Source organism: Chelatococcus sp. HY11, from assembly GCF_018398335.1.
GTDB lineage: Bacteria > Pseudomonadota > Alphaproteobacteria > Rhizobiales > Beijerinckiaceae > Chelatococcus.
The window spans coordinates 365,862-384,839 of sequence record NZ_JAHBRX010000002.1 but is presented as its reverse complement, the minus strand read 5'-3'; the positions used below and the strand labels follow the sequence as shown (position 1 = coordinate 384,839).

The 18,978-nt window shown below is 64.0% G+C and carries 15 protein-coding genes; 6 read left to right on the top strand and 9 right to left on the bottom strand.

The window, feature by feature from the left end; all coding sequences use genetic code 11:
- Positions 1-77: 77 nt before the first annotated feature.
- Positions 78-2,450, bottom strand: coding sequence for a glycosyltransferase family protein (locus KIO74_RS22800; protein ID WP_213337008.1), 2,373 nt, complete (start codon positions 2,448-2,450; stop codon positions 78-80).
- Positions 2,451-2,894: 444 nt separating this feature from the next.
- Positions 2,895-3,611: a 4'-phosphopantetheinyl transferase family protein gene (locus tag KIO74_RS22795; RefSeq protein WP_213337006.1), complete on the bottom strand. Its 717-nt coding sequence runs from the start codon at positions 3,609-3,611 to the stop codon at positions 2,895-2,897.
- A gap of 391 nt (positions 3,612-4,002) precedes the next feature.
- On the opposite strand from KIO74_RS22795, the gene KIO74_RS22790 reads away from it, so the two are divergent.
- On the top strand, positions 4,003-4,818 hold the full coding sequence (locus KIO74_RS22790; RefSeq protein ID WP_213337004.1) for an MBL fold metallo-hydrolase: 816 nt from the start codon (positions 4,003-4,005) through the stop codon (positions 4,816-4,818).
- 88 nt (positions 4,819-4,906) lie between these two features.
- On the top strand, positions 4,907-5,398 hold the full coding sequence (locus tag KIO74_RS22785; protein ID WP_213337001.1) for a DUF2938 domain-containing protein: 492 nt from the start codon (positions 4,907-4,909) through the stop codon (positions 5,396-5,398).
- 34 nt (positions 5,399-5,432) lie between these two features.
- On the opposite strand, the gene larB is transcribed toward KIO74_RS22785, so the two are convergent.
- The 4 genes from larB to KIO74_RS22765 are packed head-to-tail and all read right to left on the bottom strand — an operon-like array spanning position 5,433 to position 9,639.
- Positions 5,433-6,098, bottom strand: coding sequence for a nickel pincer cofactor biosynthesis protein LarB (gene larB / locus KIO74_RS22780; protein ID WP_213336999.1), 666 nt, complete (start codon positions 6,096-6,098; stop codon positions 5,433-5,435).
- An 18-nt stretch (positions 6,099-6,116) separates the two neighbouring features.
- A complete protein-coding gene (larE, locus tag KIO74_RS22775) occupies positions 6,117-6,932 on the bottom strand; it encodes an ATP-dependent sacrificial sulfur transferase LarE (protein ID WP_249731441.1) in 816 nt (271 codons plus the stop codon).
- Positions 6,929-8,347 carry a nickel pincer cofactor biosynthesis protein LarC gene (gene larC, locus KIO74_RS22770; RefSeq protein ID WP_213336997.1) on the bottom strand — a complete coding sequence of 473 codons (1,419 nt, stop codon included), beginning with the start codon at positions 8,345-8,347 and terminating at the stop codon, positions 6,929-6,931. The genes larE and larC overlap by 4 nt, the downstream gene beginning before the upstream one ends.
- Positions 8,344-9,639, bottom strand: coding sequence for a nickel-dependent lactate racemase family protein (locus KIO74_RS22765; RefSeq protein WP_213336996.1), 1,296 nt, complete (start codon positions 9,637-9,639; stop codon positions 8,344-8,346). Before KIO74_RS22765 ends, larC begins: the two co-directional genes overlap by 4 nt.
- A 245-nt stretch (positions 9,640-9,884) precedes the next feature.
- On the opposite strand from KIO74_RS22765, the gene KIO74_RS22760 reads away from it, so the two are divergent.
- Positions 9,885-11,663, top strand: coding sequence for a chloride channel protein (locus tag KIO74_RS22760; RefSeq protein WP_213336994.1), 1,779 nt, complete (start codon positions 9,885-9,887; stop codon positions 11,661-11,663).
- 21 nt (positions 11,664-11,684) lie between these two features.
- Here KIO74_RS22760 and KIO74_RS22755 read toward each other — a convergent pair whose 3' ends face one another.
- Genes KIO74_RS22755 through KIO74_RS22745 form a run of 3 tightly spaced genes read right to left on the bottom strand, consistent with a single transcriptional unit; the run spans position 11,685 to position 13,634 of the window.
- On the bottom strand, positions 11,685-12,389 hold the full coding sequence (locus KIO74_RS22755; RefSeq protein WP_213336992.1) for a DUF1028 domain-containing protein: 705 nt from the start codon (positions 12,387-12,389) through the stop codon (positions 11,685-11,687).
- 34 nt (positions 12,390-12,423) lie between these two features.
- Positions 12,424-13,119, bottom strand: coding sequence for a DUF1028 domain-containing protein (locus tag KIO74_RS22750; RefSeq protein ID WP_213336990.1), 696 nt, complete (start codon positions 13,117-13,119; stop codon positions 12,424-12,426).
- Positions 13,116-13,634 (bottom strand): hypothetical protein, encoded by a 519-nt coding sequence (locus KIO74_RS22745; protein ID WP_213336987.1) that lies wholly within the window; start codon positions 13,632-13,634, stop codon positions 13,116-13,118. The genes KIO74_RS22750 and KIO74_RS22745 overlap by 4 nt, the downstream gene beginning before the upstream one ends.
- 360 nt (positions 13,635-13,994) lie before the next feature.
- Here KIO74_RS22745 and KIO74_RS22740 point away from each other — a divergent pair, with 360 nt between their 5' ends.
- From KIO74_RS22740 to KIO74_RS22730, 3 genes are all read left to right on the top strand, one after another.
- Positions 13,995-15,116 (top strand): ABC transporter substrate-binding protein, encoded by a 1,122-nt coding sequence (locus KIO74_RS22740; protein WP_213336985.1) that lies wholly within the window; start codon positions 13,995-13,997, stop codon positions 15,114-15,116.
- Between the two features lie 123 nt (positions 15,117-15,239).
- On the top strand, positions 15,240-17,117 hold the full coding sequence (locus KIO74_RS22735) for an ABC transporter permease (RefSeq protein WP_213336983.1): 1,878 nt from the start codon (positions 15,240-15,242) through the stop codon (positions 17,115-17,117).
- On the top strand, positions 17,117-18,811 hold the full coding sequence (locus KIO74_RS22730) for an ATP-binding cassette domain-containing protein (RefSeq protein ID WP_213336981.1): 1,695 nt from the start codon (positions 17,117-17,119) through the stop codon (positions 18,809-18,811). The genes KIO74_RS22735 and KIO74_RS22730 overlap by 1 nt, the downstream gene beginning before the upstream one ends.
- Positions 18,812-18,978 lie beyond the last annotated feature (167 nt).

Here is an 18,978-nt window from a genome sequence, read left to right as displayed (position 1 = left end):
TAGCGCATCATCCATGCCTCTTGGCAAGGGGGCTGCGCTGATCCTCGTTGCCAAGGCAATCCGTGGTCGTCCCACTTTCATGGATTGGGCTGGCAGGGCTCCACGCTCATCCGCGATATGGCAAAATTGAGTAGCCGCGTGTCGCCCGACATTTTGAGCGATGCTGGCGACTCGGCGGCGGTATCTGTCCGTAGGGTCAGTACTAGCGAACGGTTCTTGGGAAGCTGCGCAGCCGGAATGCAAAGGCCCAGAGAATCCTCGTCCCCCGTCAGGTTCAGGCTGCCGACTTCGGTATCATTCACCAGAACGTGCATCAGCTTGCTCGTAGCCAGCGGCGGCAGGAAGGCGTGCGCGGTCAAGATCAGGCGTACGCCGTTCTGAAAACCATCACCATCAAGGCGAAGCACGAGGGTCGCCTGCTGCGCATTGGCCCAGGTGCCCCAGCTTTCAGGGCGCGACCATCCATCCGCCAAAAGAAGGGTACCCGCCTCTCCGCCCGCGAACGAAACCGCTTCGCCGTTGCGCATTCCAAGCGACAAGTGGACATCGCCCGGTTTTACGGGTTCTCCCGCGCAGAGGAGGAGAGAGGCTTCTTTGTCGGTAATCGAGCGGCAAGGCAGACTGAGTGCGCTGCCTCCGTAGCGGTTAGCCAGGCTTGCCCTCAAGGAGAGCGGTATCGGACCCGTTGGGCTCACCAGTCCGGCCATCGCCAATTCCGGCGCTGGCGTGGCTGGACGGTCCGGCGGCGTCGTGACCATATGCCAGGTGAGGCTTTGCAGATCGAACTCACAGAGCCCTTTCGTCAGATCATGCGCCTTCGCATATTCATAAACACGCCACGGGTAGTCTGGCGACAGCGGATCGGTGAGGTCCCAGCCCGTTGGTATGAAGGTGTGCATGCCGAGAAGGGTTGGGAGATTGACCTTTTCGGCGATCAGCATCGCTTCTGTACTGTGAATGTAATACTTTATATTGACGGCAGATTCTCCGTCATCTCTGTATGGATTCGTCGTATAGAAGGTTCTGCATTCGCTTGGAGGCCTCGGAATTTCGCCGAGGGCTTTGACATCAGCGGCTTTTACTCGCGCGATCGGAAAGCCGGAATATTGCTCGACAAGAACAGCCAAGCCAACCAAGACAGCCGCCAGGCTGCTCCAGGGCGCGCGATAACGCCCCAAAGCGTCGAGCGCGATGGCCAGAGCGACAGCTCCAAATGTGAGCAGCAATAGTTCGAAGCGCACGACGACACGTACCGCCTTCGCGCCAGGGACGACATAATAGACGAACCACCAGAGCGTGAAGCCGCCGACCTGAATGAGCAGGACGAGGCCGACCGCTAATGCAACCAGCAAGCACCTGTAGGCGAAGTCTTGCCGCGCGGGCAGGCCTGTCCGGAATTTGAAGGCACCGATGAGCGCGAGAGCAAGCAAGGCGAGGTGGAGAGGGGTAAAGCCACGCCACAGCTCGAATTCACCCAGGCCCTCGCCGACCGTTTCGAACCGCAGGCTTTCGAACGCGGCGCTCCAGAAGGGATTGTCCGGACCGACATTGATGACATCGACGAGGTGAGGCGCGTTGTGGATGACGGCCGCAAACTGATGCATGCCAGTGAGCGCGGCGGTGGGGCCATAAGTCAACCATAGCGGGTACAGTCCGGCTGCGAAAATCAACAGGCCTGGAATGAGGACCAGCCAGCGCTGGCCGATCATAAATTCGCGGACAATCGCGACGAGCGATCGATGGTCGATCGCCAACGCCGCGCACAGCGTGATGATCATGAAAAGACCGGTCATCCAGAAGGTGTAGAAGGACGTCATCGGCCAGCATGCAAGCAGCAGACCCGTCAGACAGCCGGTGATGAGCGCCGCTCGGCGACGTTCCTCCATCAACAGTTCGTGGATGCGGGCTATCAGGCAGAACAGCAGCGGCGCATAAGCGACCGTTGTCAGCTGGGTATGCATGGTGCCGAGATAGACGCCGTTCGCGATCGTAGCCAGCGTCGCGCCAAAGGCTGTCGCCAGAAGGGAAAGTCCGAAATAGCGGCGCATGAGCACCCAAATCGCAAAGAAACCGATGGCACGCGTGCCCACGTGGGCCAGTTCCATTGCGCTCAGGGGACTGAGGCCGGCTGTCCGTAAAATCGAATAGGGAATGCTGGTGAGAAAATAGCTATCGTTGTATCCGAGAACATTTTTATAGGGCGCAAACACGATAGGGTTGCGCCAGTCGTACCAGCCGCGAAATACACCAAACCAGTGTTCAAGTATCGATGCTTGGATAACAGGATCGAACCGGTCGAACGTGTAAAAGAATTCGTCTGAGGCAAGATGCGTTCTGTAGAAATACAGTAGCACCATCGCGCACAGGATCATGGCGGCACAAGCCTCAACAGCTGTGGACCGCCTTGAAATGCCGCGCCCGCGCGCGATCTTATGGTCTGCTGGGTTCATTGCTGAATGGTGGTGCGGGAAGATGGCGGAACAGCACGAACTCCTCCGGCGAAGAGGCTCCGCGACGAGAAGGCAAGGCACGCCGAGAGAGCACCGCACGACCGCATCTGACTATGGCACCGCGTGAGAAAAGCCTGTGTAGGTACGAGTTCACATTTCTGCCTACACTGTCCCGTCGAGCAGTGGCAAGTGCATCGCCAGTTTGGGAACATCAAAAAAATGCATGCTGTCTCAACGCGGCATGGCTCTCGGGCGAGATAACAAGCTCTCGTCGTTATCGTGCCGCCACCCGGCGGAACCATACTGCGCGCAACGTGAAACCCGTGCTTGCGCTATGCATGACCGGACGCTCGGACCAGGCCGCTTGCAGGTCCGGGACGAGTTTGGGTCAGCGCCGGTTCGGCGCAGGCCATGGAATGGCCTCGACCAGGCTCTGAGCTGGCTTCAACGAAAGGCGTCAATGCTGTGTGCCAGTGCTTTAGACGCGCTTTCATATCGCTGTGAAATTGTCCAGACGCCATCCGGAAGGCTTAGCGCCGCCGCATATCCTTCCGGAGCCGGTAAACGCGCGACAGCAAGGCCGACGAGCGCGGGCAGGGGCTTTAACAGCGTGACGGGACGCGGGTTCGCCTCGGGAGGCGCCACGCTGAAGTCCATCAATGCTACGGAAAGGCCGGCCCCCGCAGCTTTGAGCACGGCTTCCTTGGCTGTCCAGTAGCCGAAGAACACCATGTTCTGCGCGGCGGGAGAAGCGTCCTCGACAGCGGCGGCTTCAGTCGGACTGAACCATTCGCGCGCCAATGCCAAGGCGTCGGTGCCTGCGACCTCCTCGATATCGATCCCGACCGGACAATCGGCCGTGGCAACCGCGACATAGCTACCAGAATGGGAGAGGCTGACATGGATGTCATGCCCCTCGCAGGCCCACTGCCCGCTTGTCTTTCGGATGAGTGGAACCGCGGCGGGCCGGCACCGCAACTTTATGCCAAGAACCGCGCGTAGCAGTCCGTGCGCCGTCACGAAACGTTGGCGGTCGGCGAGCTGGCGGAAGGTTTGTGCCCTTGAAACCTCGATCGGCGCGAGCACCTCGTTAAGCGCCGACAATTTCGCCGCATTTGCCTCAACAGACGCGAGAATGACGTCGGCATGGATCTCATTCATGGATGTTGGATCTCCCGGATCACCATGGATGTGATAAATCACTTTACAATGACTCTCAAGAGATCGATCTGCCTTGAATGATATTGATTCTATGCCGGCCTAACTGAGGCAATAATAATTCTTCCGGCGCCGTGCTCAATATGCCCTTCATTCTATGCATATTTAATAAAAATAATATATATAGGCAGTCGGGGGCATAGAAAATGTACAATCGTCCGCCGATATAAATCTAAAAGTATAATATATGTTTATTTTAACCTGCGCTGTGGATGTCGCGCCAGCGATGAGCCATCGGAATCTGTGCAGGCCAGCCACAGAGAGGGTTCTGGAGCGGCGCGAGGAGGCGCTATAGGTATATCCGCCGAACAGATCGAGACCGGGAGCAAGCGCCATGACCGCGTTCATCTGCGTCACCTGCGGAACGCAATATGCACCGGGGGAGGCGCCGCCGGAGCGCTGCATCATCTGCGTGGAGGAGCGGCAGTTCGTGGCGCCCACGGGCCAGGCGTGGACGACGCTGAAGCGCCTGCAAGGCTCGCATATGCCTGTCTTCCGCTATGAGGAGGAGTTGATGGCGGTCGGCATGGCACCGGCCTTTGGCATCAACCAGCGGGCGCTGATCGTGCCGTCCGAAGGCGGGAACATCTTGTGGGATTGCATCAGCCTCGTCAGCGACGCGATGGTTGACCTCATCAATGGCATCGGCGGCCTCAAGGCGATCGCCATATCGCATCCCCATTACTATACAACGCTGGTGGAATGGAGCCGGGCATTCGGCGGCATCCCTGTCTATCTCAACGCGGCCGATCGGCAGTGGGTGACGCGGCCGGATTCCAGCATCGTGCTCTGGGAGGGCGACACGCTGGAGATCGCGCCCGGCGTGACGCTCGTGCGGACAGGCGGGCATTTCGATGGCGGCACGGTGATGCACTGGGCCACGGGGGCCGGAGGGCGGGGGGCTTTGCTGTCGGGCGATCTTTTGCAGGTCGTTCCCGACCGCAAGCATCTCGGCTTCATGCGATCCTATCCCAACCTCATCCCCCTCGGCGCGGAGGCCGTGAAGGCGGTGGCGGCGCGGGTCGCCCCCTTCCCCTGCGATGCCATCTACGGCGCGTTCTGGGACCGCGTCATTCCCACCGGCGGCGGCCAGGCCATGGCGGCGTCAGTTGCGCGCCATATCGAATGGCTCGGCCGCCCGGCGCCGTGAAAAAGTCAGCCTCCAAAGGATCCTCGCGCATTGCGCATGATCGGAAAATCGATCACAGAGACAGCGCAGAACAAGCGAGGAAGCATCCATGGGCGGGGTCTCAGAGTTGATAGCCAAGGCGATCCCTATCGGGATCGGCGCAACGCTACTTTTCGATATCTGGCAGCAGGTACTGCGCTTTGCCCTCCAGGGGGCGGCCCCTTCGTGGAAATTGCCCGGTCGCTGGTTCGGCCATATGTCCCGCCTCACATTCGTTCATCCCGAGGGGGTTGCGAAGTCAGCGCCGCTGCCAAGCGAAGACGCCATCGGCTGGATCATGCACTACGTGGTCGGCATCTCCTTTGCCGTTGCCTTGCTCGCCATCTGGGGCACGGCATGGGCGAGCCAGCCGACCTTCGGCCCGGCGTTGATCGTCGGGCTGGCGACGGTCGGCCTGGGCTGGTTCGTCATGCAGCCCTGCATGGGGAACGGCATCGCCTGCAATCGCGCGCCCAACCCCATGAAAGCCAAGGCGCTCAGCATCATCGCACATGTCGTCTTCGCGATCGGGCTCTATGGCACGGCGCTGTTGCTGGCATAGCGCCGACGGAGATGCTGCTCCGGACTGGTTGCCCTCAAGTATCGGTCATTCCGATATAGATCATTTTCTTCGCAAGGACAGCCGCGGAGAAGCCACCGTCGATATTGACCGTGGCGATGCCGGGTGAGCAACTGGCGAGCGCCGTGCTGAGCGCGGCCTGCCCGCCCGCCGCGACGCCATAGCCGACCGAGGTCGGAACGGCGATGACGGGCGCCTTGACGAGGCCGGCGAGAACGCTGAACAGGGCGCCTTCCATGCCGGCGACCGCGATGACGACGTCGTGGCGCCGGATATCCTCGATCCGCGCCATCAGCCGCCAGAGCCCGGCCACGCCGACATCGGCGACCAGGGGGGCGTCGATGCCATGGAACCAGAGCGTGCGTTGCGCTTCCAGCGCGACGCTAAGGTCGGATGTGCCGGCGGCGACGATCACCACGGACCGCGATGATCGAGACCCCGCGTCTCGCCGCCCGAGACAGGCGGTCCGTGAGCGCGCGTCGTAGTCGAGGCCGGCGCGGCTCGCCTCGGGAAGGCTCGCCCACATCTCCGGCGTGAGGCGCGTCAACAGGAGGGGCCTGTCCTGCACGCGCGCGGCCGTGATGATCGCGGCGATGTCATCGACCGTCTTGCCGGCGCAGAACACGGCTTCCGGCACGCCGGTGCGCGTCTCCCGCTCCCAATCCATGATGAAATCCGCCATGATGAAAATCCGCCCCGGTCATGCCCTCAGAAAGGCCGATCCGCGCCTGTAGGGGCGAATGCCGGCGAAATGGCGGCCCGCGTCCCGGCACATGTCGCCGACGATGGCCATGACCGTTTCCGTGTCCACGTCGCATTCGATGACGATGCCCTGATGCGTGACCCGGCAGCGCAGGGGCATCGTCTTTCTTTCACCAATGCCGATCACCTCCGCAAGGCGCGCTTCCACCGCCTCCACGAAGGCGAGGTCCTCCGCGCGGACGGTCAGCCCCGTCTCGATGCGGCTCGACAGGCAGGGCTGGGCCGGCAGTTCGGCGAGATCGTCGAGCCCATGGACGGCGGCGAGCGCGCGGACCGCAGCCTTGTCCATGGAAGCCTCGATATAGGGATGGATGACCGATCGCTCCTTGGCTGCGATCAGTCCAGGCCGGTAATCGTCGAGATCGTCGAGATTGGCACCGGACGCAATGACCGCTTCCCCGCTCAACCCCCGGATACGATCATAGAGATGCGTCTTGCAGAAGTAGCAGCGGTTGACCGGATTGCTGATGTAGTCGGGATCATCGAACTCGCCGGCGCCCACCACATCGAGTGCCCATCCATGGCGTGCGGCATGCGCCTCGACCCGGGCCGTCGCCGCGGCCGGAACAGCGGGGGAGACGGCGTGAACCATTCGGGCCGTCAGGGGATGCCAGAGATGGGCGACATAGGCCAGCGTCATGCTGTCCACGCCGCCCGAAACGGCGATGGCCAGCGGCTGGAGATCCGCGAGAACGGCGCGCAGGCGCTCCTCAGCGCCGATGACACCGGCTTCCGTGACGAGAGCGTCCGTCATGGCTTCTCCCGGCGGGTTGTCGCCGCGGCCAGGCGACGGCGGGCGGCAAGACCATCGGTGGCGGCGAGCGCGTCGCTTTCGACCTTGATTGTCGTGCCGCCATCCGGCCGCAGGGCTTCCTTGGCCGGCAGCGCCACGCCTTCATATTCCAGCGTGACAGCGGCCCTCTGCAAAATCTGACGTGCCGCCCCATGCCAGCGCAGGCCAAGGGTCGTGGTTTCGAGAAAACAGACCTGCGCCACCGCCTCGCGCCGCGGTGGCTCGACAAGGAGCCGGAAGGTCTGGACGGGCCGCCCCTTCTTGCCCGAGGCGGTCGCGACAATGACATCGCGCACGCCGGACGTGGCGCGCAGCCTGTCGGCGGCGACCGCGATCTCCTCACCGGTCATGTCGTCGATGTCGAAAGCCATCACGACCACTTCGTCCCCTGCGAGCTGGTCTTGCACGAGCTGGTCTTGCACGAGCGAGGCCTGAGCCGTCGGATCTTTTGCTGCGGTTGCGGTGGGCGCGCTGAAGGCGAGCGCACGCAGGATATTGGGCATGACCTTGAGATCGCGCATGCCCGCCCCGGTGCCGGTGGCGACGAGCCGGCCGGCGGCTGTGGCCGCTTCGTCAGGCGCTGCGATCAGATGCTTGAGGATGGCCGCGCCGGTGGGAGTCACCCGCTCGCCGGCCACGCCGTCATCACGGAATGGAAAGCCGATCAGGATATGCGCGGTCGCCGGCGCCGGCACAGGCAGAAGCCCGTGCTGGGTCCGCACGACGCCCGCGCCCCGAGGCAGCGCGGAGACGGTCCACCGCGTCCCTGGCAGGGCGGCGATGATCGAGCCGGCGGCGACGACGTCCGCCAGTGAGTCCCAGTCGCCGATCTCATGGAAATGGACGTCATCCACGGTCACCCCGTGGATGAAAGCCTCTGCCTCCGCCAGAATGCGCAGGATCGCGAGGGCGTGGAGAGCCGCGCCCGGCCGCAGGTTGGCTGCCTCGATACGGGCGACCATATCCGTAAAGCGGCTGCCGGGCCCGTGGCCCGCATGCGGGTCCTTCGCAGGCTCGCGGGCCGCGTGACCAGTTTTGAGCGGCTCATCGTCATAATGAGGGTGGCGGTGATTATGGTGATGCGGATGCGCGGCCGCGCCGTGACGGCCGCCGGCCGGATGGTCGTTGGCGTGTTCGTGGCGACGGTGCGCCTCCGGTGGTCGCGCGGTCTGGAGCGCGAAGCGCCGCACGCGGATCGCGCAGCTCGTGCCAGCCGTCAGCACCGGTTGCCCGGCCTCCTCAGGCAGCACCGCTCCCAGATCCGCCAGCACCCGCTCCATCAGATGCGGAAACGTGTCGATGAGCGCCGCGCAGAACATGTCGCCAGCGACGCCGCCGACCGCGTCGAGGTGGATATGGGCTATGCCCTCGCTCATGCCGCGACGACCGGAACCACATAAGGCCCTTCGGGAATGATGGCGACGCTGCGGTCGCCGTGGCGGCTGATGCTTTCCGCGATGGCCGCGTCAAGCGTGGTGGTGATCTCCACGCCCGTCGCGGCCTTGTCGGCATCGTCGAGGCCGGTTGTATAGAGAACGACGCGGCCGGCATTCAGCGGCTTGAGCTGCATCTGCGTCTGCCATTCGTCGATATCAGCCAGCGACTTGGCCTTGAGCGTCGCGAGGAAACGCTCGGGCCCCAGTGCGACGAGCCGCTCCTGCGCCTCGCGGAACTCATGCGAGCCGAAGCCTTCCGAGCATTCCGACGCGATGATCAACGTGCCGCCGGGCGCCAGGATGTCGAGCGGCGTCACCATGCCCTTGATGGTCTGGTAGTAAGTCTTGTCGAGGGGGTAGCCGGCGGAGGAGGTGACGACCGTGCCGAACTGCCGGCCGACGGGGATACGCGTTGCCGCATTGATGAAGGAGACCGCCGCGAGGTGGCTCTCGATGATCTCGCCGAAGGTGACATGCACGAGGTCGCGGTCCTCATCGAGCACCGTGTTCAGCGCGTAGATCTCGCCGATCTTGCGAACGATCTCGAGCTGTTCCTCATGCAGCGGGTTGCCGACGAGGTTGCATTGCACGGCCAGCGGATCGGCCATGAAACGGGCGGAGTGGAAAGTGCGGATCGTCTCATGGCCGGCGACGCCCGGCGCCACCACCTTGCGGCCGCCCGACCAGCCCGCCATGAAATGCGGCTCGACGAGCCCCGTGGCAATGCGCAGGTCCGCCTCGACGAAGCGCCGGTCGATCTTCACAGGTGTTTGGCGTGTCGGAGTGGGACCGAGGTCGATATGCGCCTCATCATCACGGGCGAAGTGGTTCTCGACCCGGATCTGCGACAGGACCCAGGGATCGCCGATCAGTTCCGCGAGTTCTTCACCCTCGTTCGGGCGGTGGAGGCCTGTCGCGACAAGGACCGTGATGCGATCCGCCGGCACGCCGCCCGCGATGATGGTTTCGATCATGGGCCGCAGGAAAAGCCTGTTCGGCACAGGGCGCGTGATGTCGCAGACCAGGATGCAGGCGCTGCCTTTGCCTTGCGCGAGCTCAGAGAGCGGGCGCGCGCCGATGGGCTTTTCGAACGCGTCACGGATCGCCCGCTCCTGGTCGGGCAGCTTCGGCAGCACCGCCTTGCGAATCACCGTCACATCCACATCGCCCGGCAAGCTGATCGGCAGATGGCCCCGGCCATAGGCGAGCGATAGCGGCTGAGAATTGTCCATGATCGTGCTGGCCCTCGGAAATATCCAGAATAGTCACTGAACGCACTGCACGGGATCCGTCAAGGCTGGCGTATCCGAGCGTCGTCGCTTGTGGCTGCCGTCAGAAATCGCCCGGGAGGACGAGATGCGAAGGACGCGGCGATTGTCGCTCTCCTCATGGCGGGCCGTGTGATTGTGCGGTAAGTGAACACATCGGCGCCTGTGAAAGCCGCCCCATTCGTGTCGTCTCGGGTCAATCGGTTTCCATGACCATTCCCCTTCTCCAAACGCCGGATGAATGGCGGCAACGCATCCGTTCACTGGTGCGGCGCAGCGAGTTTCTGCTCGTTGTCGTCGCGGCGGGGATCGGCTGCGCGGCGGCGGTCGCGGTCGTGGCCATGAGCCGCATTGCCCATCTCGCACATTATGTCCTGTTCGGCGTCGCGCTTGATCAGGGTCTGAGCGCCGCGACCTATCTGCCGACCTACAGCTTCTTCGTCCCCGCCGTGGGCGGACTTTTTCTTGGCGCCATCGCCTATTGGATGCGTCTGCGAAAGGCCCGGGTCGCTGTCGATCCGATCGAGGCGAACGCTCTGCACGGAGGGGTGATGTCGACGCGCGACAGCCTTGTCGTCGCGGGCCAGACGGTTCTCTCCAATGGTGTCGGAGCATCCGTCGGTCTCGAGGCCGGCTATACGCAGATTGGCGGCGCGCTTGCCTCCCGCGCCGGCCGTGCGTTGCGTCTCAGGCGACAGGACATGCGCGTGCTGGTTGGCTGCGGTACTGCGGCGGCCATCTCCGCCGCGTTCAACGCGCCCATCGCCGGCGGGTTCTATGCCTTCGAGCTGATCATAGGCGCTTATTCGATCGCCACGGCGGCGCCGGTGATGGTGGCTGCCTTCACGGCGATGCTGGTCACCGATTTGATGGGCCGCGTGACCGTACCCCTGCAGTTTGATCCGCTGCCGGCGGTCACGACGATCGACTTTCCGCTCTACATCCTGCTCGGCGTCATCGCGGGCTTCGTCGGCATCGGCATCATGCGCGGTGTGTCGATCGTCGAGCGGTGGGTCGGCTATACGCGTATTCCTGTCCTGCTGCGTCCGGCGGTCGGCGGCGCGGTGCTCGGGGCTATGGCGCTGCTGACGCCACAGGTGCTGTCCGCCGGCCACGGGGCGCTTCTGGTCGAACTCAACAGCCATACGCCGCTCGCCATTCTCGCGGGCGTGTTCTTGCTCAAGGCCCTTGCTTCGGCAATCTGTCTGGGGTGCGGTTTTCGCGGTGGTCTGTTCTTCGCCTCGCTGTTCCTCGGGGCCCTGCTCGGCAAGCTTTTCGGCGGCGCTTTGCTGTTGGCTTGGCCGGCCTTCGACATGCACATCAATACCTCGGCGTTTGTGGGCATGAGCGCGCTTGCGGTCGCTGTCGTCGGAGGGCCGATGACGATGACATTTCTCACGCTGGAAACAACGGGCAGCATTGGTGTCGGCGGCCTCGCACTCTGCGCTGCGATCGCGTCGAGCATGATCGTGCGCGAGTTCTTCGGTTATTCGTTCTCCACATGGCGACTGCATCTGCGTGGAGAGACGATCCGCAGTCCCTATGACGTCGGATGGATCCGCAATCTGACCGTCGGGCGCATGATGCGGCCGACGACCCGCACCGCGCGCGTCGACATGCCGATCGAGGCCTTCTGTAAGGCCTTCCCGCTCGGTTCGGCGACCCGGGCGATCGTCCTCGACGCCAGGGATCGCTACGTCGGGATCGCCTCGGTTGCCCAGGCCCACGCCGCCGGCAGCGAAGATGGCGCGGATGCGCATACGCTCGCCGATATCGTTGTCTTCCGCGACCAGGTGCTCCTGCCCTCCATGAACGTGAAGGAGGCCATGGCCGCTTTCGACGCGGCCGAGACCGACGCCCTGGCGGTCATCGACAATCTCGCCGAGCGGAAGGTCCTGGGCGAACTCACGGAAGCCTACGCTTTGCGCCGCTATTCCGAAGAGCTCGACCAGGCACGCCGGGGCATTGCCGGCGACGTCGGCGCGTAGTGATCGGGAGAGGTTCGCCGATCAGGCGGCCTTCTCCTGCCACGCGGTGTAGCTGACTTCGGGATGATCGAGCCAATAGTCGGCATAGTAGGGAATAAGCGGCTTGTAGGCATCGAAGGCGCGGCGCAGGTCCTTGACCGCGTCGCCGCCGTCCTTGGGCAATGGACTGGCCATGTCGATACGCAGGTCGACGAGGGGGCGCTCACAGTCCGGCGCGGAGACGACGAGGCCGGCGGAGGCCTGGCCCTTGGGCTCGCCGCCGGCGGCGTAGCCGGCCTCGATGGCGCGGACAAGCCGCTCGGCGAAATCAACGCCGTGGTCTCCCGCGAAGCTGTCGTGGATCGCATCGACGACTTGGCGACCGGCGAGGCCGTTACCCATCGCGACGAATCCATGACCCACGCGATGGCCAGTCCAGGCGGCACCCTTGGGCGGGCTATGCGCCGCGGCGGCGCCGTCGATCGTCACGATACCGACCTGGCGGTAATCATGGAAATGCGGATCGTAGCTCGCGAGCAGGCGCAGGATCTCGTCAGGCGTCAGCCCACGGGCGGCGAGATCGAGGCCGATGTGGCCGAGCCGCCAGTTGCTGTGGCACTGGGAGGAAATGGCGGCGACACCGCCGCGGACATGGGGACAGCGAGATGCGACGCCGAGGGGGCTCGTGGCAAGGCAAATGCCGAGCTGCCTGGTGTCTGGGTCACGGGCGACAATGGTGAAGGTCATATCATTCCTCCTTTGCCGTGGCGCCCCCGGCCAATCAGGTCGGATGTGGCGACATGGAACGTTTCTGGTAAATTTCAGTGAGAGGCAGGTAACGGTCAAACAGACGACGTAGATCAGTCAGCGCGCAGCCGCCGGCTTCCGGCGGATCGCGCGCGAGATCGACCCGAAGATCGATATGAACGGCCTCGTGCGGGGAGCGCACGAGAAGTGAGCTGGAGACAAGCGGGCTTTCGGGTCCGAGATGGCCGCGCACGGCTTCCAGGGTCGCCAGAAGCCGCTCCGCCATCGGCCGCCCGTGCCCGTCGACAAAACGTCGCTGCATGGCGGCCAGCACGGACGGGTCTGGCAGGCCATTGCCAAGGCACACGAAGCCACTGCCGCCGACATGGCCGGCCCAGTTCACGTTCATCGGCCCCGTATGCACCTCGATTTCGCCAGTGGCCGCCACGATGGCGATCTGGCGGTAGTCCATCCAGCGGTCGTGCTGGCGTAGCGCCTGCATGGTTTCCTGGACGGTGAGACCGCATTGGATCAGGTCCAGCGCGAGTGGCCCCACTTTGAGGTTGCTGAAGCCCTGGCTCGCGACGACGGCCTTGCCGACGACGAGATAGGGGCAGCGGGCCGCGACGGCGATCGCGGACGACGCCAGCGCGATGCCAAGGGTCTGGTCGCGCGGATCGCAGGCAAGCACGCTGAGCATGACGCCGCCGAGATCGAGCGGATTGTTCACGGCTGATCCCCCAGGTCCTCGTGGGCCGCCATGTCCGCTTCGTTGGCGATCATGGTGGCGGCTACGTCACGGGCAAAGCGTTCGATCAGTGCTTCCAGGCGGCGCTGCGCGGCTGGGTTTGAGAGCTGCGGAATGCTCAAGGTCATCGTGGCGCTGCCTGGTCCCGATTGCCCGCGCCCCAGGATCTCCGAGGCCCGTTCGGGATGGGCGGCGATATAGGCGTCGAGGAACATGCGCTCTTCGTTCGGCCGCAGCCCCGCGATTTTGACGATGGTGCGGACATGCTGCGCGGGGATCGCGAGATCATAGGCCGGGCTCGTGATCTGGGTAATGAAGCTGCGCGTATTGCCAAGCGCTTCGGCAATAGCCTGCCGGCTGCCGGAACCGCGCCGCTTGAGAAAAGCCTGCAGGAGCATCTTGTACCGGCGAACGGGCATGAGCTCGTCATAGAGCTCGAATTCCCGGGCGGATCCGGAGGGCGTTGCGATGGCGCTGGGCGAGGCAATACGTGACATGCCGACATAAGAGCCTGAGCCCGTGCTCACCCGCAAGTAAAATGTTTAGCTCGCGATACTGCTCGTTAAGTCGCACGGATTGCGTCTGCACGTTTTAGCGGCATTTGCGCTGATCGGACGGCGCTTTTCCCTCTTGCGAAAGGCTTGGCTGACAGCCCCGCACTGCGGCGTGATTCAGGGGTTTGCGCAATAAGATCCTCCAAAATAAGCACAATCATTGCCGCTGGCGGTGCGGCTATAAAAGTATTTCGCGCTGGATAAAATTTAAGCTTGTTGCGCGACGAGTTTAATAGCTAAACTTTTGTCACTCGCTCGGCGAGCCAAAGTCTCCTGCAATGAGAGACCAGAGGGGTAAATCACATGCGTGGATTAGGAATCGTGCTGGCGGGAACGCTCGCCGCTCTGATCGCGGGGGCCCCGGCCCGCGCTGCGGATCCCTTGGTGATCGGCATGTTCGGTCCGATGACCGGCGAACGCTCGGCGCTGGGCCTGCGTTTTCGCGAAGCCGCCGACATGTTCGTGGGTGAAATCAATGCAAAGGGCGGCATTGGCGGCCGTCTCGTGGAGGTTCGCGTCGAAGACAGCCGGGGCGTGCCGCGTGAGGCGGCGAATATTGCCCAGAAATTTGCGCAGGATCCGGCGGTGCTGGCGGTCATCGGTGGCCAGACGAGCACGGAGTCGATGGCTGCCGGCCCTATTCTGGCGGAAGCGCATATCGCGCAAGTGGCTCCGACGGCCGGCCATCCGGATTATGTCAAGATCAGTCCTTACCAGTTCCGGACGACGCCGACTCACGCATCGATGGTGCAACCCCATGTCGATCTCCTGACCAAGGTGATGGGCATGAAGAAGATCGCCCTGGTCTATTTCAAGGACGATTGGGGCATGGTGACGAATACCATGGTCTCCAAAGCGCTGAAGGAGGCCGGCGCCGAGGTTGTCTTGTCAGAGGCTATGATTCCGGAGACGCGAGATTTCCGTCCGCTCATCACCAAGATTCTCTCCGCGAAGCCTGATGGCATCTTCCTTGTCAGCCACTACGCGGAATCCGCCCTGTTCATGCAGCAGCTCCGTCAGGCGGATCCGAACATGAAGGTGGCCGGCACGGATACGCTCAACGATCCCAAGTTCATCGAGCTCGCGGGCGGCGCGGCGGAAGGGGTCGTCATGCCGACGCCATTCCTGGCCGAGGCACCGGAGTCGGCCGCCTTCAGCAAGGCCTATGAGGCGAAGTTCGGCAAGGCGCCGAACTACTACTCGGCCTTTACCTACGACGCCATGCTCATCGTGACGAAGGCAATGGAGGCGCTGGCCGCCAAGGGCACGCCGATCACGCGTCAGGCCATTCGCGACCAGATCGCCGCGGCGGCTCCCCTGCAGGGTGTGAGCGGCACGCTGAAGTATGAGGGATCCGGCGATCTTGGCCCGCGCCAGATCAACTATATCGTCGTGAAGGGCAATACCTACGCGCCCCACAAGTAATATATGCATCGCGGGCTGATCATTTGACGATCCGCCCGCGATCCCGATCCTGGACTTATCCGCGCCTTGTCCGCGTTTGTCGCGGCGGGTCTTCCGATCCTCCCATCCGGAGCGACGCGGCACATGATCGAGTTCTTCAGCCAGATCCTGAACGGCCTTGTCATCGGCAACGTCTATGCGCTCGTTGCGATCGGCTTCTCGCTGATCTTCGGCGTCACCAATCTCATCAATTTCGCGCAAGGGTCGCTGCTGATGTTCGGCGCGTTCCTGGCCTACACGGGCATCAATCTGGGGCTACCGCTCGGCGTCGCCGTCATCGCGTCGATCCTCGGCACGACGCTCCTCGGCATGGCGATCGAGCGCATCGCGCTGCGCCCGCTCGAGAATGCCCCCTGGATCGCGCCGCTTCTGTCCACGCTGGCGCTCACCTTCATGCTGGACCAGGCGGCGGAGATCATCTGGACGCCTGAGGCGCATCGCTTCCCGAGCCCGTTCTCCAACTACAGCTGGGTCGTCGGCGCGGCCTATATCACCGGCGTCGATATCGCCATTCTGGTCCTGTCGCTCATCATCATGGTCAGCCTTTGGCTGTTCCTCACCCACACCTGGTCCGGCCGGGCACTCAGGGCGATGTCCCAGGATCTCGATGCGGCGCGCCAGATGGGCGTTCCGACTGACCGGCTGCGGCAGCTCGCCTTCGGCCTGGGCGCAGCACTCGCCGCCATCGCCGGCGTCATGGTCGCGATGTACTACCAGAACCTCTATCCGCAGATGGGCGTACCGTTCGGGCTCAAGGGCTTCACGGCCGCGCTGCTCGGCGGGCTTGCCAGCATTCCCGGCGCCGTCGTGGGAGGGCTTCTGCTCGGCGTGCTGGAGGCACTGGCCGTCGGCTATGTCGGGGAGGGCTTCCGCGACATGGTCGCCTTCGGCCTGCTGCTCCTCATTCTCACCATCCGCCCGCAGGGCCTCCTCGGCGACAAGCGCCTGGATGCGCTCGGCGGTTCGCGCGGCGCCTCGGGCGTGATGCCGTCGACCAGCATCATGATCGGGCAGGGTGGCCAGCCGCTGATGACAGGTCGCCCGCTGACCATACCCTATGGCTGGCTCGCGGCGGGCGTTGCGGTCCTGGCGCTCCTGCCGCTCGTCGGCCTGTCAGATTACATCGTTCAGGTCGGCCTCGTCATCGTCATCTTCGCACTGCTCAGCGTTGGCCTGACGATGCTGTCGGGCGCGGCGGGCATCATGTTTCTCGGTTTCGCCGGCTTCTTCGGCGTCGGCGCCTATGTGGCGGCACTCGCGGCCAAGCTGTGGGGCGTGCCCGCCGAGTTCGCCTTTCTGCTCGCGGCGGTCTCCACCGCTATCCTGGCGGCTCTGGTCGGCCTGTTGTGCTCCTCGTTGACAGGCCACGTGGTCGGCCTCGCGACATTGGCCATGGGCGTGCTTATCTGGCTCGTTCTTCTGAACTGGACGGATGTGACCGGCGGACCGAACGGGATCTTCGGCATTCCACGGCCCCGCCTTCTGGTGGCGCCCGGCGTGTCGATGAGCAGTCTCGCGGCGCAATACTGGCAGGCGCTGGCGTTGCTGGTGCTCGCGATCTTCGCGGCGGGGCGCTTTCTGGCCTCGCCGGTCGGTCGCAGCTGGCGCGCGATCCGCGAGGACCGGGTGGCGGCCCATGCGGCGGGCTTGCCGGTGCGGCGTTATCTGGTCACGTCCTTCGCGTTGGCGGGGGCCTGCGCCGGCCTTGCCGGGGGGGCCTTTGCCTTCCTGCACCGCTTCATCAGCCCCGACAGCTTCCGGCTCGACAGCTCCTTCCTGATGGTGGCCATCATCGTCCTCGGCGGGCTCGGCAATCTCGCCGGCGCGCTGATCGGAGCCGTGCTCCTTCTGGTCCTGCCGGAAGTCCTTCGCGACTTCGCCGATTACAGGATGATCCTGTTCGGCGCGATCCTCTACCTCACGCTGCGGTTCCGTCCGCAGGGCATTGCGGGAGTTCGCTGATGACGGTCGCTGTGCTTCATCGCCCGCTGGCCGCGCCGCCCAAGGCCGCCGACGGGCTCTCGATCGAGGATGTCAGCGTAAGCTTTGGCGGCCTCAAGGCCATCGACGGCGTCACCATCCATGTCCGCCCGGGGGAGTTCATCGGCATCGTCGGCCCTAACGGCGCCGGCAAGTCGACGCTCGTGCAGACCATCACGGGCTTCGTGCGGCCAACGGCCGGGCAGATCACCTTCAAGGGCACCCGGCTGGACGGGCGCTCGCCGGAGGCGATTTCCGCGCTCGGCGTGGCGCGCACCTTCCAGACGAGCCGTGTGTTTCCCGCCCTCACGATCGCCGATAGCGTGATGGTCGGCACTCAGCGTGCATTGATCGGCGGTGGTGCTAAGCCCAAGCGTTTCGGTGCCTTCGCGGAACCCATCGCGGCCCTATTCGGGCTTCCGGCTTATCGCCGCGCCGAAGAGGAGGCGCGGCAGCGGGCCGACGCGGTCATGGCGCTGTTCGGTGATCGGCTGCTCTCACGCAAGGACAAGCCCTCGCACAGTCTCTCCTACGCCAATCGCCGGCGCCTCGATATCGCCCGCGCGCTCGCGGCCGCGCCGGACGTGCTCCTCCTGGACGAGCCGACGGCGGGCATGAATCCGACCGAGAGCCATGAGCTGGCGGACCTGCTGATTGACCTGCGCAAGAGTTTCCCCGCCATGGCGATCATCATGATCGAGCATAAGCTCGACATCGTGCGCCGCTTGGCGGAGCGCACGATCGTCATGGCGCATGGCCGGGCGATCATCGACGATACGCCGGACGCTGCCTTCGCGCATCCGGAGGTGACCGCAGCCTATCTCGGCAAGGCGATCAGCGGCACTGTGCCGGCCTCGTCCGCGGCGACAAACGGCGGCCATCTCCAGCATGGCCCGGAGCAGGATTTACCCGGGGATCCCGCGACGCCCGCGGTGGCGCTCAAGAACGTCGATGTCTTCTACGGACCGGTGCAGGCCCTGTTCGACGTGTCGCTCCATGTCAATCGCGGGGAGGCCGTCGCCGTTCTCGGCGGCAACGCCTCTGGCAAGTCGACCACGATCAAGACCGTGCTGCGGCTCGTGCAGCCGCGCAAGGGCGAGGTTGATTTCTTCGGCAAGCCGTTGGAAGCGCGCACCACCGCCGAGGTGATCGACCAGGGTGTCGCGTCCATTCCCGAAGGGCGACGCATGTTCGCGGAATTGACCGTGCGCGACAACCTGCTCATGGGCGCTTTCTCGCGCCGCAAAGGGGATTCGAAGAAGCTCGAACAAGACCTGGAGCACGTGATCGCTGAATTTCCGTGGCTTGGCAGCCGGCTGAGCCAGCTTGCCGGCACCTTGTCCGGAGGCGAGCAGCAGATGGTGGCGATGGCGCGCGCCTGGCTGCGACGGCCGCGGATTCTGTGCATCGACGAGCCGTCCATGGGCCTGTCGCCGCTCATGGTCGACCGCGTCTACGAGATCCTCGCGCGCTGGAAGGCACAGGGGCTGACGATCATCATGGTCGAGCAGAGCGCCAATCACGCGCTGGAGCTGGTCGATCGCGCCTATGTTCTGCGCAACGGCGTCGTCGTTCTGGAGGGCGAAGCGGCGAAGCTGCGCAACGACCCGGCGATCCAGGAGGCCTATCTCGGCCTTGGACGGGACAAGGCGGCGAAGGCCCAGGCCGCCGTTTAGTCGCGGCTCTCTTAGACGAGGTGATACCGACCGTGGCGTTCACGCGGACCTGCCACGCGATCGCAGCTGTTCTTCGTAACTATATGTAGAATATAGTAAAAATATGTGTCGCTGCGCCGACGAACGGGTTGATCTGACTTCCAAGTCGTTGTTAAGTAGCTAAACAA

Excerpts from the sequence above, each read along its gene's own strand:
- KIO74_RS22730 (WP_213336981.1), top strand. The coding sequence starts at position 17,117 with ATGACGGTCGCTGTGCTTCATCGCCCGCTGGCCGCGCCGCCCAAGGCC.
- larC (WP_213336997.1), bottom strand. The coding sequence starts at position 8,347 with ATGAGCGAGGGCATAGCCCATATCCACCTCGACGCGGTCGGCGGCGTC.
- KIO74_RS22790 (WP_213337004.1), top strand. The coding sequence starts at position 4,003 with ATGACCGCGTTCATCTGCGTCACCTGCGGAACGCAATATGCACCGGGG.
- KIO74_RS22740 (WP_213336985.1), top strand. The coding sequence starts at position 13,995 with ATGCGTGGATTAGGAATCGTGCTGGCGGGAACGCTCGCCGCTCTGATC.
- KIO74_RS22755 (WP_213336992.1), bottom strand. The coding sequence starts at position 12,389 with ATGACCTTCACCATTGTCGCCCGTGACCCAGACACCAGGCAGCTCGGC.
- KIO74_RS22785 (WP_213337001.1), top strand. The coding sequence starts at position 4,907 with ATGGGCGGGGTCTCAGAGTTGATAGCCAAGGCGATCCCTATCGGGATC.
- KIO74_RS22760 (WP_213336994.1), top strand. The coding sequence starts at position 9,885 with ATGACCATTCCCCTTCTCCAAACGCCGGATGAATGGCGGCAACGCATC.
- larB (WP_213336999.1), bottom strand. The coding sequence starts at position 6,098 with ATGGCGGATTTCATCATGGATTGGGAGCGGGAGACGCGCACCGGCGTG.
- KIO74_RS22745 (WP_213336987.1), bottom strand. The coding sequence starts at position 13,634 with ATGTCACGTATTGCCTCGCCCAGCGCCATCGCAACGCCCTCCGGATCC.
- KIO74_RS22765 (WP_213336996.1), bottom strand. The coding sequence starts at position 9,639 with ATGGACAATTCTCAGCCGCTATCGCTCGCCTATGGCCGGGGCCATCTG.
- KIO74_RS22800 (WP_213337008.1), bottom strand. The coding sequence starts at position 2,450 with ATGAACCCAGCAGACCATAAGATCGCGCGCGGGCGCGGCATTTCAAGG.
- KIO74_RS22735 (WP_213336983.1), top strand. The coding sequence starts at position 15,240 with ATGATCGAGTTCTTCAGCCAGATCCTGAACGGCCTTGTCATCGGCAAC.
- KIO74_RS22795 (WP_213337006.1), bottom strand. The coding sequence starts at position 3,611 with ATGAATGAGATCCATGCCGACGTCATTCTCGCGTCTGTTGAGGCAAAT.
- larE (WP_249731441.1), bottom strand. The coding sequence starts at position 6,932 with ATGACGGACGCTCTCGTCACGGAAGCCGGTGTCATCGGCGCTGAGGAG.